Annotated in this window: 11 protein-coding genes; 10 read left to right on the top strand and 1 reads right to left on the bottom strand. The window is 44.5% G+C overall.

Annotation, left to right across the window (positions count from 1 at the left end; genetic code table 11):
• The first annotated feature begins 45 nt into the window (after positions 1 to 45).
• Positions 46 to 570 (top strand): DUF6586 family protein, encoded by a 525-nt coding sequence (locus AC5JPY_RS06170; protein ID WP_319050989.1) that lies wholly within the window; start codon positions 46 to 48, stop codon positions 568 to 570.
• A 114-nt stretch (positions 571 to 684) separates the two neighbouring features.
• Here the strand turns inward: AC5JPY_RS06170 and AC5JPY_RS06165 are convergent, their stop codons facing one another.
• Positions 685 to 3,339, bottom strand: a complete 2,655-nt coding sequence (locus tag AC5JPY_RS06165) for a penicillin-binding protein 1A (RefSeq protein WP_443525570.1) — start codon at positions 3,337 to 3,339, stop codon at positions 685 to 687.
• A 192-nt stretch (positions 3,340 to 3,531) separates the two neighbouring features.
• Between AC5JPY_RS06165 and pilM the strand changes: the two genes are divergently transcribed.
• The 9 genes from pilM to gltB all read left to right on the top strand — a co-directional run bounded on the left by pilM (position 3,532) and on the right by gltB (position 17,470).
• Entirely contained in the window at positions 3,532 to 4,587 is a 1,056-nt protein-coding gene (pilM, locus tag AC5JPY_RS06160; RefSeq protein WP_319050987.1) for a type IV pilus assembly protein PilM, read from the top strand.
• Complete coding sequence (locus AC5JPY_RS06155; protein WP_443525571.1) at positions 4,587 to 5,234, top strand: PilN domain-containing protein; 648 nt, start codon at positions 4,587 to 4,589, stop codon at positions 5,232 to 5,234. Before pilM ends, AC5JPY_RS06155 begins: the two co-directional genes overlap by 1 nt.
• Positions 5,231 to 5,950 carry a type IV pilus inner membrane component PilO gene (locus tag AC5JPY_RS06150; protein WP_319050985.1) on the top strand — a complete coding sequence of 240 codons (720 nt, stop codon included), beginning with the start codon at positions 5,231 to 5,233 and terminating at the stop codon, positions 5,948 to 5,950. The genes AC5JPY_RS06155 and AC5JPY_RS06150 overlap by 4 nt, the downstream gene beginning before the upstream one ends.
• Positions 5,950 to 6,483, top strand: a complete 534-nt coding sequence (locus tag AC5JPY_RS06145) for a pilus assembly protein PilP (RefSeq protein ID WP_443525573.1) — start codon at positions 5,950 to 5,952, stop codon at positions 6,481 to 6,483. Before AC5JPY_RS06150 ends, AC5JPY_RS06145 begins: the two co-directional genes overlap by 1 nt.
• Before the next feature lie 27 nt (positions 6,484 to 6,510).
• The gene (locus tag AC5JPY_RS06140) at positions 6,511 to 8,865 is read left to right on the top strand and encodes a type IV pilus secretin PilQ (RefSeq protein ID WP_443525574.1); all 2,355 of its coding nucleotides are present in this window, start codon (positions 6,511 to 6,513) and stop codon (positions 8,863 to 8,865) included.
• A 203-nt stretch (positions 8,866 to 9,068) separates the two neighbouring features.
• Positions 9,069 to 9,629: a shikimate kinase AroK gene (gene aroK, locus AC5JPY_RS06135; RefSeq protein ID WP_443525576.1), complete on the top strand. Its 561-nt coding sequence runs from the start codon at positions 9,069 to 9,071 to the stop codon at positions 9,627 to 9,629.
• Positions 9,630 to 9,735: 106 nt separating this feature from the next.
• Positions 9,736 to 10,845, top strand: coding sequence for a 3-dehydroquinate synthase (aroB, locus tag AC5JPY_RS06130; protein WP_443525577.1), 1,110 nt, complete (start codon positions 9,736 to 9,738; stop codon positions 10,843 to 10,845).
• A 163-nt stretch (positions 10,846 to 11,008) separates the two neighbouring features.
• Positions 11,009 to 12,124 (top strand): hypothetical protein, encoded by a 1,116-nt coding sequence (locus AC5JPY_RS06125; protein ID WP_443525579.1) that lies wholly within the window; start codon positions 11,009 to 11,011, stop codon positions 12,122 to 12,124.
• Between the two features lie 882 nt (positions 12,125 to 13,006).
• Positions 13,007 to 17,470 (top strand): glutamate synthase large subunit, encoded by a 4,464-nt coding sequence (gene gltB / locus AC5JPY_RS06120; RefSeq protein ID WP_443525580.1) that lies wholly within the window; start codon positions 13,007 to 13,009, stop codon positions 17,468 to 17,470.
• Positions 17,471 to 17,639 lie beyond the last annotated feature (169 nt).

The raw sequence follows: 17,639 nt of genomic DNA, 5'->3' as shown, positions 1-17,639 counted from the left end.
GGGAAATAGGCTCTAATTCACTATTTATAAAAGGACAATTAGCAAATGGCAGGTAAAACACGCGTCGCTAAATACCAAGCAGATCGAACCAATCAAAAGCTATATTTTTGTCGTTTATCTTGCCAAGCAGCAGGCGGTTCCAATGACAAGCAGTTATACCAGGCACATTGTGAAACCGCTATTTTCCATTTGCATGGCGCACTATTAGCATTTATTCAAGAACTGGGTCATTTCTATAGTTTAAACATGACTGCACCAACGTTGCTCGATATTGAGCAAGCACTGAGCGAGCGTACGCAAGTATCTCCTGAGATTCAGCGCTTACAGCAATTGCAGCAGCAAGGTTTTGTGGCAAATATAGAGCGTGCTTATCAACGCTGTCTCTATGCGGTACCACCAGATACTGTTGTAGACAATACACCAAACGACAACTCAGTATCACCAGATCTTATTGTTAATGTTGTTACTCTATCGAATCAGTGGCTACCTGATGAGGCCACGATACGCGAATGGCGTCAACAGCTTTTAGAGTTGATTGAGCAGTTGCGTGCAGGGATGGTTGAGTTCTAATAAAACTGCTTGGAAGTATAAATGAGATAATAACTAATAGCATAAAAAAAGACCTGTTCAGTGATTACTGGACAGGTCTTTTTGCTCTAAATACGTGCTATAAATTTATAGAAACTACTCTGGCATTGGTGGCATACGCTGAACGGGTGTTGCTGACAAAGCATTTTGTGATGATCCGTCAGTACTCCGACTGTTGCCCGATGCCTGTGTCTGTGAAATGCTTGAGTTTTCGATAGGTTCAGGGGCAGTTGGTTTGCGCTGCTGGGTTTGAGTTTTAACCGGTTTTGCAGGTTGATTGGTATCGGACAACTCATCATCGTCAGCAGCATTAGAGACAATGCCATCATCAGTCATTTCTATAATTTGCTGTTGTTGCTTTTTAGATTTTGAGCGATTATTGATAGATACCCACTGATTTGGTGTGTCTTCGAGCTGTGCTTTCATGAAGTCTATCCAAACGGGCAGGGCGGCCACGCCACCGTACTCACGGCGACCCATAGATGTCGGTTGATCAAAGCCCATCCATACTACTGTTGCATTGGTAGGATGAAACCCTGCAAACCAGGCGTCTTTAGCTTCATTGGTGGTACCAGTTTTGCCGCCAATATCATCACGTCCCAAAGCTTTTGCTCGTACTGCAGTACCGCGCTGCACGACATCACGTAGGATATCTGCCATCTCAAATGCGACTCTAGGTTTTAGTATTCGCGGTGCTTGTTTGGCCATGATGTACTGTACAGCAGGCGCTTTTAAGCGATCTGACTGTGGACCTGCGTTGTAGATCGTATCATCAGCAACAGTAGTAGCTTCTTCTTCAGTCTCTCCATCACTCTCTAAGTCTTCAGTAGTCGACTCATCGGTGGTGCTAGTCTCATCTTCGAGTGATTGATTGTATTCCTCTAATAGCGTTTTATTGACCTCTTCGAGTTGCTCGTTGAAACACAATGCACAGGCTTGGAGAGGGTTGGCTTGGAATAGTAGCTCGTTCTTATAGTTATAGATTTGCTCAATAAAGTAGGGCTGTACACGATGACCACCGTTGGCAAAGGTCGAATAGGCCGTTGCCATTTGTAAAGGAGTTGCTTGTCCTGCGCCGAGTGCTAGCGATAAAGTCGTTGGTAGTTTTTCTTTGTCTAAGCCAAACTCATCTAGTAAGTTACGGGCATCGGAGATACCAATGGCCTGTAGTAAGCGGATAGAAACCAAGTTGCGAGACAGGTACAAACCACGGCGCAAGGTGATATCGCCCAAGAAACGTTCGTCCGAGTTTTTAGGTTTCCAGTCCCCTACTTGTATAGGACGATCTGAGACAATACTATCTGGACGATAGCCTTTTTCTAAAGCAGCGGTGTAGACAAGCGGTTTAATGGTTGAACCAGGTTGACGCCAGCTTTGTAAGGCTCGGTTAAATTTACTGTGGTTAAAGTCAAAGCCGCCTACCAAGGCATTGACAGCACCAGTTTCTGGATTCAAAGAAACCAAGCTACCTTGTACTTCAGGTATTTGACCCAGTTGCCAACTGCCATTGTTAGTAGGTATTACGCGAACGATATCATTTTTGCTGACCACTTGGCTGGCATTATCAGGGTAGTAACCGATACGGTTGGCAGAGATATATTTACGTGCCCAGCGCATACCAGACCAGTTGACTGTTACGTTTTCACCTGACTTCAAGGTCGCTTCAAAACTACGAGCGTTGACTTTGGTAACTTTAGCAGGGGACATATTGCTATAGCGCTGGAAATTTTCGAGAGGCTCGTCATTTGCTTCGGCACCGCGCCAACCATGACGGTGCTCATAGGCCACTAAGCCTGTTAGTATGGCAGCTTCTGCATCTGTTTGTGCTTTGCTATCGACCGTGAGACGTACGCGCCAACCGCCATGCATGACTTGCTCACCGTAGCGTTCAACTAAGGTAGCACGCGTCATTTCTGCTAAATAAGGCATATTTACATCAAGCTTTTCTTGATATAGTTTGATGCCCACAGGTGAGTTTACGGCTTCATCATGTTGAGCCTTGGTAATGTAGCCAAGCTCATGCATACGGCCAATAATCCAGTTGCGGCGAGTCAAAGCCCGCGTAGGATTGGCAACAGGATTGTATTTAGAAGGGGCTTTTGGTAGACCGGCAAGCATTGCCATCTCAGCAATACTTAAACTGTCTAATGATTTACTATAATACTTTTTGGCAGCAGCGCGAATGCCGTAAGCGCCTTCGCCCAAATAAATCTTATTGACATATAGAGTTAAAATATCATTTTTACTCAGCTCGTCTTCGATTTTACGTGCTAAAAATAATTCCGTCAGTTTACGATTTAAGGTACGCTCTGGACTCAAAAAGTAATTTTTGGCGACCTGCATGGTGATAGTAGATCCACCAGTTTGACTATCGTCATCAGTCACAACTTCAGTAACTGCGCGCCCAAGCCCTTTGATACTAATACCACTATGCTGAAAAAAAGAAGCATCTTCTGCTGCTAAAAAAGCATGAGTCAAATCTTTTGGTATTTCATCAAAAGTGACTGGCAATGATAAACGGTTACCATATTGACCAATCAATTTGTCATCGCTACTATAAATCTGCAATGGCATTTCTAGGTTGGCAGTTTTGATTTCTTGAGTGCTAGGCAGAGTCGGCGATAAATACATCGCCATGCCATAAAAACCAATGGGCACAGCAAGTGCTAAGATGACTGCCAATGCTAGGCAAGCGACAAAAAGCCCCACCAAAAAGTGAATGAGACGAGCGGTAGCATTTTTTTTGGCCATAATAAGACTTATTAATTAGAGTTTGTAGCGGATAACTCATTATACCTTGAACAAAATCAGCAGGTCATAATAAATGTGTAAGTAGGCCTTAATATATTTTTAAACGCTTGAATCTATCAATTAAGTAAAGTATTGTATTCAATTATTACAAATAACTATCAGATTGTACACTTAATATAAGGTATAGAGTTTGTGAGGCTATTTACTTCTAAAAGTCGACATTTGATTGGTGTGGATATTTGTGCCACTTCAGTGAAGTTGGTTGACATACAGCGCCAACAAGGCATGTTCCATCTCAAATCTTATGGTATCGAGAGAATACCGGAAGGTATAGTCGTTGACAAACTCTTAGTAGACACAGAAGCGGTTGGCAACATTATAGCCAGTCTAGCGAGACGGTGCCAGGTAGCGGGCAGTAATGCGGCAACAGCTGTGTCAGGATCTGCTGTCATTACCAAAATCATTGACATGGATATGGTACTAAACGATGTTGAGCGCGAAGCACAGATACGTTTGGATGCTGACCAGTATGTGCCTTATCCACTAGAAGACGTCAATCTCGACTTTGAGGTGCTAGGCCCGTCTTTAGTTGATGACAATATGGTGCAAGTGTTGCTCGCAGCCTCTCGCTCAGAAAACGTCGACCAACGTGTTGATGCCCTCACATTTGGTGGTATGCAAGCCAAGGTCATGGATATTGAGTCGCATGCTATTGAACGCGCTTTTGGGTTGATGGTAGACAATCTGCCAAACATGCCAGAGTTGGTTGCATTGGTAGATATTGGTCATAATCAAACTACCTTGTATATCGCAAAAAATGGCGAGTTTATTTATAGTCGTGAGCAGTTATTTGGCGGGGTGCAACTGACAGAAGCCATCCAGAATCGCTACGGATTATCGTTTGAAGAAGCAACGCTGAGCAAGCGTGAACGTACTTTACCTGATGATTACTATCCTGAAATCTTGACCCCCTTTATAGAAAGTACCATTCAACAAATCACTCGTTCTTTGCAGTTTTATTTCTCTTCTAGTCAGTACAGCAGTATTGACCATGTAGTACTTGCAGGCGGTAGTAGCTCTATCGCAGGTCTCGCTGGATTGGCACAACAAAAACTCGGGGTGAGTGTTAGTGTGGCCAATCCATTTACCAATATGACCATTGCGCCTAATATTGATAATGAACAATTGACCATTGATGCACCAAGCCTAATGGCTGCATGCGGTCTTGCGTTAAGGAGCTTTGACTAATGGCTCGTATTAACCTTTTACCTTGGCGACAAGAAGAGCGTGACCGTCGCAACAAAGAGTTTATGACTCTGGTAGTCGCAGTGACTCTACTCACTTTACTGGCTGCATTTGCTTCATGGAGCTATTTCAATAATGAGCTCGATGAGCAGCTTGATGCCAATGCATTAATTGAACAAGAAAACGCACGCTTAGATACGGCACTCACTGAAATTGACAGTTTAGAGCAGCGCCGTGAAGATATTATCTCGCGTATGCAGGTTATTCAGGACTTGCAGGGTCGCCGTCCGGTTCCTGTACGCTTATGGGATGACTTGGCTCGTGCCATTCCACCAGCACTATATTTGAACAACCTAAAACGCGAAGGCGATGTTTTGACTTTGACAGGCCTTGCAGATAACCCAAACATTGTGTCGAGCTTGATTCGTAACTTAGATAGTAGTAAGTGGATGGGTAACTCGGCAGTGAGTAATATTCAGCAGAATATCAGTGCTTATGAAGCAGCCCCAGTACTTAATAACACTGTCGCTACTGGCGAACAACCACGTCCTGTATACCCTGAAGACAGTTATGTGCAGTTTGTGGTAACGACTAAAGTACAATCTGAGACACCTGTTCCTGCTGAAGATGGTGTGGGAGGGGAGTTATGAAGCTTGTCCGCAAGAAAAGCCTAGTCAAAACTAAGAAAACGGCGTTAAAACCGAAAAAGCAGTTTGACTTAAATGAATTCCGCCGCAGCTTTGAATCGTTGGATTCTGAGAACTATGGCAGCTGGCCATTACCAGTAAAGGTAACGGTAATTGGTCTTATTATTACCTTTATCGCGGCACTGTCATGGGCGCTACCAATTAGCAGCAAAATAGATGAGATCAAGGCAGCTGAGAGTCAGCAACAGACCTTGCTTGACAGCTACCGTGAAAAAGAGTCACGTGCGCGTCACTTAGAAGCTTATCAAGCGCAAGTTGTGCAAATGGAAACTGAATTTAATACCTTGTTAGATCAGTTGCCAAAAGATACCCGTGTGTCAGAATTGGTAGAAGGTATCAATATGACAGGTGTCGGTAGTAATATTCGTTTCCAAGATATATCAGTAGAGCCTGAGATTGAAAACGAATTCTTTATTGAGCAGCCGATCCGTATCGCGGCTTTGGGTGAGTATCATCAATTTGGTAGCTTTATCAGTGGCCTTGCTGCATTACCTCGAATCATTACTATGCATGATTTTGAAGTGAGTAACCCGCAGCCGAGTTTGGATGTTTTACCAGAACTGAATTTGGTACTGCAAACGAAGACTTATCGTTCCAAAGAAGCTGCTCCTGAAGATGAAGCAGCAGTCGCTACTGATACAAACGCAGGAGGCAACTAATGAGTATACAAAAATTACCCATGTTGTTGGCTTTGAGTGTCTCAGCTGTATTTATGGCTGGCTGTGCTGACCGTATCGGAATGGCAGAGCAAGCGATGACTGATATTCGTAACCAGCCAGCACAGCCTATCGAACCACCGCCTCAAGCTGAACTGGTAGAAGATTTTGTCTATAGTGCCAGCGCGCAGCGTAGTCCTTTTCTACCGCCAAGCTTGGTCAATGTACAAGGTCCTACGACGTCTATTGATGGCGTCCGCCCAGACATTACAAGGGTCAAAGAACCACTTGAGCAATATGAGTTATCGCAACTGATCTTTCGAGGAGTCGTGGTTTCACCCGAAGGTCAGCGATACGCATTGGTACAACGCCCTGATGGTTCAGTTGCTAGTGTAAAGGTAGGTGATTATCTTGGATTGAATGACGGCCGTATTGTTGAAATCACGCCGACCCAGATTAACTTGATTGAAATTGTGCCAGACAGCCGCGCAGGGTTTGTTGAAAAACCCCAGTCGCTGGTATCCCCCATAAGCTAAGTCGGCAGATTTTTTGAGGAATAAATAATGACAGTACGCAATAACAAGGTAATGACGATGAGTAACCGCGTTTCTTCTGCTTTTGCCATTTCAGCATTGGCAGTGAGCATGGTAGCAGTAAGCAGTAGCGCTCATGCGGCTCAGCGTATCAATAATGTCTCTGTGGTACAAACGGCACCAGCAGTGACACAAATGCGTTTGGGGTTTGCAGGACTACCTGTATTGCCGGCAGCCTACCAACTTGATGATCCTAGCCGCTTAGTACTAGATTTTGAACAAGTGCAAAACGGTCTTACTAGTCGCTTTAACGAATACAATATTGGTATGGTCAACGATGTCACCACGTTGAGTAGCGATAGCACAACGCGCCTTATCGTTGGTCTCAAACAGTCAGGAAATTACACCACAGCGATTGAGGGTAATGATCTACTATTGACGATTACTGATCCTAACCGCCCAGTGGTAACTGATGACCCTATACAAGATGTCCTTAATAACAACAATGGTATAACCACCACGGCAGTCGTGACACCAATTGTCGAGACGAGTGCTACTCCTGTGGCGGCTGTCCAAACAACCAGTACCACAGTAGTAAAAAACGAAGTGCCAGCCGACACGATGGTGGTAAGAGTTAATCCACTACTAAATCCGCAGCTCGCTTCCTCACAAGTAAGTAGACAGTACAGTTATGACGGTCTAAGCGCGGTCAATTTTTCGGCAGGTAGTGACGGTGGTGGCAACGTCAGTATGGTACTGGCCAATGAAGCCATCCCAGTGGACGTACAGCGTCAGGGTAACAAGCTTGTGGTACGCCTAACGGGCAGTACGGTTCCTAGAAACCTGTTGCGTCGATTAAATATTAATAGTGGTCTGGTTAGTAGTATTGATACAAAAAACCAAGGTCAAAATGGTGTTGTCACTATCAACATGACTGAGGACTACGAATATCAAGCTTACCAGTCAGGCAATCAATTAAATATCAGTATCAATAGGCCTGAGCTGCTACGTGAGCCGACGCTTGAAGAAAGAGTATATAGCGGCGAGCCGTTGTCTATGGAGTTTCAAGACGTTGAAATTCGTAGTGTTCTAGATATCTTAGCGCAGTTTACTGAGATGAATGTTGTGGCTAGCGATTCAGTCGCTGGTAATATTACGTTGCGTCTGATTAATGTACCTTGGGATCAAGCGCTTGATATTATCTTAAAAAGTAAAAATTTAGGTAAGCGCGAAAACGGTAATGTCATTTTGGTCGCGCCTTCTACAGAGCTTGCAGAGCAAGAAGCTCGTGAGCTAGAAGCACAACAAGCGGTTCAATCTTATGCACCGCTCCGTACTGAATATATTCGTCTGAGCTATGCAAAAGCACAAGATGTCTTAACACTTATTTCTCAAGGCAGCGGCGCATCGAATAACAACAGTAGTCTGTCAAATCGAGTAGATGACAACAATACGTTATTATCCAGTCGTGGCACGGTAACGATTGATGAGCGTACCAACACACTCATCATTAAAGACGTGGCGGATAGCATTGAGAATATCCACAAATTAATCAGTAAAATCGATATTCCTGTTCGACAAGTCATGATTGAAGCGCGTATCGTGAGCGCCACTGATACTTTCAGTAAAGAGATTGGCGTAAGCTGGGGTATCTTGTCTAGTGGCGCAGCTACTAACCGTAACTTATTGGTTGGTGGTAGTAATCAGACGTTAGCAGATCTTAAAGATTTTGATATAGAAACCACGACAATTAACGGACAAACGGTTTCTTACCCTTCTTATGATATCACTAGTCCTGACAACCTCAATGTGGATTTGGGTATTGATAATGCGGCTGGCAGCATTGCCTTTGGCTTACTAAATATTTCTGATTACATGCTCGACCTTGAACTGTCCGCCTTGCAAGCAGACAATCGCGGTGAGGTCATTTCTACGCCGAAAGTGTTGACCGCTGATAAGCAAACCGCGAAAGTCTCTTCTGGTACACAGATTCCTTATCAGGAAGCCTCAGCTAGCGGTGCAACTACGACCAGCTTCAGAGAAGCAGCATTGAGCTTGGAGGCCACACCGAACATCACACCTGATGGTAAGATTGGCTTGCAGTTGCTTATCACCAACGGCACGCCAGTGTTCACTAATGGCATCGTTGCTATCAATGAAGACTCTATATCAACCAACGTCACTATCGAAGATGGTCAAACGGTTGTACTGGGCGGAATATTTAGAAACCGTACCAACAATAATGTAGACAAAGTGCCTTTCTTAGGTGATTTACCATACATCGGTCGCGCATTCCGTAGAGATGTCCGTAATAACAACAAGGAAGAGCTACTCATCTTTATCACACCAAAACTGATCAATGATGGTACTAGTCGTCTGAACTAACCGTCTATCTATTGCGCCTTAGTTAAAAAGCAAGCCATCGTGCTTGCTTTTTTTGTGCGCGAATCAAATATCTCTAAGATTGCGATATACCTACATTGGCTAATGGGCAGGACGCTCTAAATATTACTGACAATAATCATGGCGCATTACTAGCCAGAATATCAATGACGTTGTATCATAGCTAATTTAGCTGAGTGAGTATTATGGTGCAGGAATTGCCGTCGGTGTTTTTAGTGGGACCGATGGGAGCAGGGAAGACAACGATTGGCAAATTGCTTGCCAAGCAACTGGGTCGAACTTTTGTAGATAGCGATTGGTATATTGAATCGCAAACAGGTGCCGATATTGCTTGGATATTTGCCAAAGAAGGCGAAGCAGGTTTCCGTGAGCGTGAAACACGTGCCATTGATGAATTGACTCAAACGCCCCAAATCGTATTAGCGACAGGCGGTGGTGCGGTCATGTGTGCCGAAAACCGAGCGTTTTTAAAACAACGTGGCATTGTGGTTTATCTAAATGCACCCGTTGATGTACAAATGGCACGCACTGCTAAAGACAAATCGCGACCACTCCTACAACAGCCTAATCCCAGAAAAATCTTGCAAGAGCTATATAGCATTCGTGACCCATTATATCGTCAGGTTTCGCATATTATTATGCCCACTGGTCACACCTACCCACGCCATATGGTCAATCAGTTATTGCAGCAGCTAACCACGTTTTTTGACTGTACTGATGCATCGCTGACAGATAATGAGAAATAGGTCGATATTATAGATGTTAATTTTTAATAATTTTAACTGTTAACAATAGTATCGACCTGTCAATTCAGTTACTTTTACCCTAATAAAAATGCTTAAGGAGTGTCTCATGACAGCATCACTATTTCATGATCGCCTAACTGTTCACGCTCAGAGCCATGACTATCCAATTGTTATTACTGAAGATGCTGAGGCAGAAAACAGTAGTATGGCAAAACAGATTGCCCCTTATATCAGTGGTCGCCAAGTATTAATTGTCACCAATGATACGGTCGCCCCCCTGTACCTAAAAGCATTGGAAGACGAGCTGGCAGAGCAATTCACAGTAAAGGTTTGTGTGTTGCCAGATGGTGAGCAATACAAGAACCAGCAAAGCATTGATAAGATCTATGATGCACTAATGACAGAGCACTTCAATCGTGACGTCACACTTATTGCGCTTGGCGGCGGCGTGATTGGTGATATGACAGGTTTTGCTGCAGCCAGTTTTATGCGAGGAGTGAACTTTATCCAAATTCCAACAACACTATTATCACAAGTTGATTCTAGTGTCGGGGGTAAGACGGGTATCAATCATGCACAAGGCAAAAACATGATTGGCGCGTTCTGGCAGCCGCAGATGGTGCTTGCAGACATGAGTACGCTCAAAACCTTACCTGCGCGTGAGCTATCGGCAGGCGTTGCTGAAATCATCAAATATGCGCTTATTATGGACGATGCATTTTTGGTATGGCTTGAAGAGAATTTGCCAGCGATGATGGCACTAGATTTGGCTGTGCTTGGTGAAGCCGTGAAGCGCTGCTGCCAATACAAAGCAGATGTCGTAGCGCAAGATGAAAGAGAATCCGGTGTACGTGCATTGCTTAACTTTGGACATACCTTTGGTCATGTGATAGAGACTCATCAAGGTTATGGCAATTGGTTACACGGTGAGGCAGTAGCCGCTGGCATGATGCAAGCTGCTGAATTATCCCAAAAAATCGGTTGGTTGACCCATGATGATGTTGCACGCATTAGACGCGTTCTAATTCTAGGTAATTTGCCAATTACGCCGCCTGCAATTGATGCACAAACGGCTCTGAATTTAATGGGTCACGACAAAAAAGTCAAACACGGACAAATCAGGCTGATTTTGTTAAAATCAATAGGCAGTGCGGTGTTAACTAATGATTTCGATTCGGCACTGTTATCTGAAGTGTTATCACAACATAGCGCATAGTTTATCAAAATCTTAGCGATCAGTTGTTTATATCAAGCGTTGGTAAACACTTTTGATGAGCGTTTTTGATAAGTACTGAGGTTATTAAGGTTACTGACGGCACCTCTGCTAGAATGAGTATTTCTACACTCCTCTTAAATGTGTTTTTACCAAGGATATCTCCATGGCAGCATCAAAATCGACGACGCGTACCGCTAGGCAGTCACACAGTCGTCAAGCATTGATTTGGCTAGTAGTGACGCTGCTGTTGGGCGTTGTTACCGCCCTAGTGTGGATGCTCAGTCAGACACCAGCAATGGGTGCCAAAATCGAAAACGAGCCGGTATCAGTGCCGCAAATGCTAGCAGAAGAGTTTGAACAGCCATTGCAGATCGAGTCGCTACATGAGCTTGATACGGATGTGCAGCCAATCAGTTTTGATGCAACTGTCCGTGATTTACGTAACTATCCTGATGAGTTCAAGGATAAGCGTTACTTACTCGCTAATAAAGGCAAGTGGACCGTGCAGGTGATGAACGTTGCTGAGAATGATGTGATTGTCAGCTATCTTGAAGGCCGTGCGGATCGTGATAAGTTTGCTTATTTTCGCTACCTTGATGAAGAAAAACAAATCCGTTATATGTTGACTTATGGACTGATGAGTAGTCCACAAGAAGCGGCAGGCGCATCTAAATTGGTAGATTTTAAGCTACCTGCTAATGTGCGAGTGCTGCCAGAAGAGATCAATCGATATGTCAGTATTATCGATAACTACGAACGCCCTGATCCAGTAAAAGACTTGAGTACCAAGCGTACGCGGGCTGTGAATCTTAAGCCGACTAAACGTGAAGTACCAGCACGTCAGCAGGCTCAAGCAGTCAATAATACTAGTAACAATCAAGCTACCGATAGCGGGTCTAGTCAAAGCAGTCAGAGTACCGCTAGTAGTAGCCGCAGTACAGAAGAAAGCATCCGCCAGTCAGTCGATACCTCAGCCACGCTATCCGTTACTGAAGAGCGTACCGTTGGAGGAGAGCCACAGTCTACTCCTGAAGCACCAGCAAAAACTGAAAATGATGCCAATAAACCAAAACAGGACAACAAAAAGCCAGTAACGCCAGCACCTGAAAACAATACGACTAGTAAAAAACCACCAGTCGTACCTGCACCAAAACCACCAAGCACAGCTAATACTGGCACCAGTAACAGCTCAAACGCTACCAATAAACCTGCTAGCACAAACGCACCTAAAAATAACAGTGATAGCATAAAGACACTGATAGAAGATAAAAGCAACTGATCTTTATTTGTCGTTGCTTATAGAACCCACTAGCCAAATAGCTAGTGGGTTTTTTTGTGCTATTTTCTAGGTTGCTAATAGTAGGTCTGAATAATTTAAAAGAGATATCAACGGAGATAAACTGATATATATCAACGCAGCGAAGCCTTATATGGTCTTATTACATTAAATTTTTAATAGCGTTGTTGTCTATCCTATAACCAATAGTAATAAGTCTTCTTACAAATTATGGCTGATGAATCGACAGAAAAGACTAGATTTTTTGTGAATCATTAACTAATATAACTGTGGGCGACGTTCTGTATAGTTATCGTAAAAACTGTTTATTAAACAATCATTTAGTTATAAATCCAAGGTTTTTTTGGTTTTGTAACTATAATTTGTTGTCTCAAGCGCGGCTACTTGCCATCTACAATAAAGTTATCGTAAGTGACGCAACCTCTCTTATTATCACTCTTTTTAGGGTGAATAAAGCGCTTGAATACAGAGCGTCAGATATTCAAAACGAACCAAATGCACGGTTATTAAATGGTCAGATGTCCAGCCTTCATTGCTAGACATGACAACATAACAAACGATGCTTAAACGAATGACATAAGATATTAATGAGTAAGTAACTGGCATTTAGGAGTATAAGTTACCCCGTTGCCAAGGGCTGCTACTTACTGTCTATTAATATATGAAGCATATGTCACGACATTATCTAATGACCAGGAGGGTCAGGGGTTTACTTGCTGCTAGAGCATGATGTCTATTGAGCCTCGCGCCATTTACTAATTCGAGAAAACCCGAATATCCATTATCAGCCCGTTCTGCCTACGGGTACCAGCTTATATTCCGCATTGGAGGTGTAAGTTGCCCGTCTACTTAAAAGGACAAGCTATGTCGATGATTTCCTCGCAAACACACCTGGCCACGCCAGATGATTTTTCTGATAATTGCGGTTTTGGTCTGATTGCTCATATTGAAGGTCAAGCCAGCCATGACTTGGTAAAAACCGCCATTCATAGTTTAAGTTGTATGACACACCGCGGCGGCGTAGCAGCTGATGGTAGAACTGGTGATGGTTGTGGCCTGCTATTAGCAACGCCTACCGACTTTTTTAAACAGATTGCCCATGAGCAGCAATTTGCAATCACAGATAATTTTGCTGTTGGTATGGTGTTCGTCAATTTGGACGATGATAAAGCCAAACATAGCCAGCAAGTGCTAAGCGATGAGATTAAAGCCCAAGGATTAGAAGTAGCTGGCTGGCGCGATGTGCCACTTGATTTGAGCATCGTCGGTGATATTGGCCGTGAAACGTTGCCAGACTTTAAGCAAGTATTCGTCAACGCGCCAGATGATTTGGCTGCGGATGACTTTAATCGTAAGCTGTTTGTCGCACGCAAAAAAGCAGAGCAGCGCTTGGCTGACGACGAGCTGTTTTATGTCTGTTCATTGAGTTGCCAGACAATTATCTATAAAGGTCTGGTGATGCCTTCAGATCTACCAGCATTCTTTTTAGATTTACAAGATGAGCGCCTGGCGTCACATATCGTTGTGTTCCATCAGCGTTTCTCCACCAATACATTGCCGCGCTGGCCATTGGCACAGCCATTCCGTTACCTTGCCCATAATGGCGAATTGAACACCATCACAGGTAACCGCAACTGGTCTAAAGCACGTACGCCAAAACTCAAATCAGATAAACTGCCTAACTTGAATGAGCTGACACCACTTGTAAATAGTACAGGCTCTGACTCATCAAGCTTAGACAATATGCTTGAAGTGCTAATGTCTGGTGGTATGAATCTGTTCCATGCAATGTCGATTTTGGTGCCACCTGCATGGCAGAATGTCGATAGTATGGACATGGACTTACGCGCGTTTTATGAGTTTTACTCGCAGCATATGGAAGCGTGGGATGGTCCAGCAGGACTCGTGATTCAAGATGGTCGTTATGCCGTTTGTATGCTTGATAGAAACGGTCTACGTCCGTCACGTTGGGTAACTACCAAAAATGGCTATATCACTGTTGCCTCAGAGGTTGGCGTTTGGGATTATGAGCCAACGGACGTATTGGCAAAAGGCCGTGTTGGGCCTGGTCAGATGCTAGTAATCGATACGCTAACAGGTCAAGTGATGGATACCACAGCCATTGCAAACTTACTGAAAAACGCACATCCGTACCGTAGGTGGTTACGTGAAGAGGCGACGCGTGTTCGTGATGATGAGCGCTTAGAAGAAACTTTGGCCACGCAATCGTGCCGCGGTGACAAGTTAAAAGCCTTACAGAAGATGTACCACATCACCAATGAAGAGCGTACAGAAATCATTCGCCCCAATGCCGAAAACGGTCAGGAACCAGTTGGCTCGATGGGTGATGACACGCCAATGGCAGTGTTGTCACAGCAAATTCGCCATGTCGGTGATTTTTTCCGTCAGCAGTTTGCTCAGGTAACCAACCCACCAATCGATCCACTCCGTGAATCTATTGTGATGTCATTGCAGACATGCTTAGGTGCTGAGACTAACGTATTTGCACCATCAGCGAGAGACGCGCACCGTATTATCTTGTCGTCACCAGTTTTGTCAGCCAGCAAGATGCAGCAGCTTGAAAAACTGGATGATCCAGCGTTTAAGATGGCCCGTATTGATCTAAACTATGACCGTACTCTGGAGCTATCTGATGCTATCGTCGCTATTTGTGAGGAAGTGGCAGATAACATCCGCTCAGGTCATACGTTGATTGTCTTATCTGATAGAGATATCGATGCAGACAAAGTACCGGCCAACGCTATTATGGTTACTGGCGCCGTACACCATTACCTTATCGCTCAGGGTATTCGTACCGATGCCAACTTAGTGATTGAGACAGGTCTTGCTCGTGACTCGCATCAAATAGCAGTATTGATTGGCTTTGGTGCAACCTGTGTGTATCCATACCTAGCATATGATGTCATTGATGACTTGGTTGCTACTGGTGAGCTGCTTGGTGATCCGATCCAAGCACGCGTCAATTTCCGTAAAGGCCTGGATAAAGGCTTACTAAAAATCCTTTCGAAAATGGGTATCTCTACCATTGTCTCTTATCGCGGGGCACAGCTGTTTGAAGCAGTTGGTCTATCAGAAGAAGTGGTAAATCTATGCTTTAAAGGCGTACAAAGCCGTATCAAAGGCGCTACCTTTGCAGATCTTGCTGCTGACCAAGCGCAACTGGCTGCCAATGCATTTAAGCGCCGTGCACCACTAGATCAGGGTGGCTTGCTCAAGTTTGTCTTTAACAAAGAGTACCATGCTTTTAACCCTGATGTGATCAACAGCCTACATACAGCAGTACGTACAGGTGATTATGAGAACTATCAGAATTATGCCAATCTGGTCAATAGCCGTCCGGTTGCGACGTTACGTGATTTGTTGCAACTCAAAACTGACAACAGTATTGATGTCAATGATGTAGAGGATATCTCTGAGATTTTAACCCGTTTTGATTCAGCTGGTATGTCGTTAGGCGCGCTATCTCCTGAAGCGCACGAGTCAATCGCGATGGCTATGAATACCATCGGTGGGCGCTCAAACTCTGGTGAAGGCGGCGAAGATCCTGCGCGTTACGGTACGCTGCGCAACTCAAAAATCAAGCAAGTTGCCTCTGGTCGTTTTGGCGTGACGCCTGCCTATCTACGCTCAGCTGAGGTGATGCAGATTAAAGTTGCTCAAGGCGCTAAGCCAGGTGAAGGTGGACAGCTGCCTGGTGGTAAAGTAAACGCGCTGATTGCACGTTTACGTTATTCGGTGCCAGGAGTGACACTGATCTCACCGCCGCCGCATCACGATATTTACTCTATCGAAGACTTGGCGCAGTTGATTTTTGATTTAAAACAAGTCAATCCAGACGCATTAGTATCAGTTAAATTGGTGTCGCGTCCAGGTGTGGGAACAATCGCAACGGGCGTTGCAAAAGCCTATGCCGATCTGATTACTATCTCAGGTTATGATGGTGGTACAGCAGCGTCTCCGCTATCGTCTATCCACCATGCAGGCTCACCATGGGAGCTGGGTCTGGCTGAGACTCATCAGTCTCTACGAGTGAATGGATTACGTGATAAGGTACGTGTTCAGACTGATGGTGGCTTAAAAACAGGACTGGATGTCGTCAAGGCCGCTATTCTTGGTGCAGAAAGCTTTGGTTTTGGTACCACGCCGATGATTGCGGTTGGTTGTAAATACCTACGTATCTGTCATTTGAACAACTGCCCAACAGGCGTAGCTACCCAAAAAGCCAAACTGCGTGATGAGCATTTCATTGGCGAAGCAGAAATGCTGATTAACTTCTTTAAGTTTGTGGCGACCGAAACACGCGAATGGTTAGCAGCGCTAGGGGTTCGTAGTATGGAAGAGCTGGTCGGTCGTACTGACTTGCTCGATATTTTAGAAGGCAATACTGAAAAGCAGCGCCATCTTGATTTGACCCCATTGCTATTTAGTCATCCAGCTAGTGTGGGCAAAGCCCAGACGTGTCAAGTGGAGCGTAACGAGCCATTTGATAAAGGGTTACTTGCTGAACAGATGATTAGCGATATGATTGTGAATATTCGCCAAGGTTCAGGCGGTGATTACAACTATTTCGTTGGTAACTGTGACCGCTCTATCGGTGCTCGTATCTCTGGTGAGATTGCACAAGTATGGGGCAACCTTGGCATGAGTGATATGCCGATCAAGCTTCGTCTTACTGGTACAGCAGGTCAGAGCTTGGGTGTATGGAATGCGGGCGGTCTGAATATTGAGCTTGAAGGCGATGCCAATGACTATGTCGGTAAAGGTATGGCAGGCGGTGAGATTGTTATTTACCCGCCAAAAAATTCGAACTTTACAGCACAAGAAACCGCCATCATTGGTAATACCTGCCTATACGGGGCAACAGGCGGTAAGCTATATGCTGCTGGTACAGCAGGTGAGCGTTTTGGGGTACGTAACTCAGGTACGCATGCTGTCATCGAAGGCACAGGTGATCATTGCTGTGAATACATGACAGGCGGTATCGTGACTATCCTTGGACGTACTGGCCTCAACTTTGGTGCTGGTATGACCGGTGGTTTTGCTTATGTACTCGATATGGAAGGAGATTTCTTTGATCGCTGTAACCATGAGCTGATCGATCTCAACCGTATCTCAAGCGAGCAAACCGAAGAGCATCGTATTCACTTGCAACAAGTGATTGAGACTCACGTAGAAAAAACAGGTAGCGCATGGGGCCAGACCATACTAGATGACTTTGAACATTACGTTCGTAAGTTCTATTTGGTGAAGCCAAAAGCGGCAAATATCGCAAGCCTCCTCAAAACCACTATGGCAGATCCTCAGTAGTCGATCTGTAATGCTTACTCAGTAACGATCATTTGCTATTTATGACTTTATGATCGCTACTTGGTAGGCATAGAGTATCGATAGTTTTGATTAGGTTAGCCAGCGTTCCGTTTTTAGAGACGTTTAACTCACAGGTTTTTAGCAGGTAAGCGACCACAGTACATCATAA

It is taken from the genome of Psychrobacter sp. H27 (genome assembly GCF_059072655.1).
This window is presented reverse-complemented; position numbering and strand designations above follow the sequence as displayed.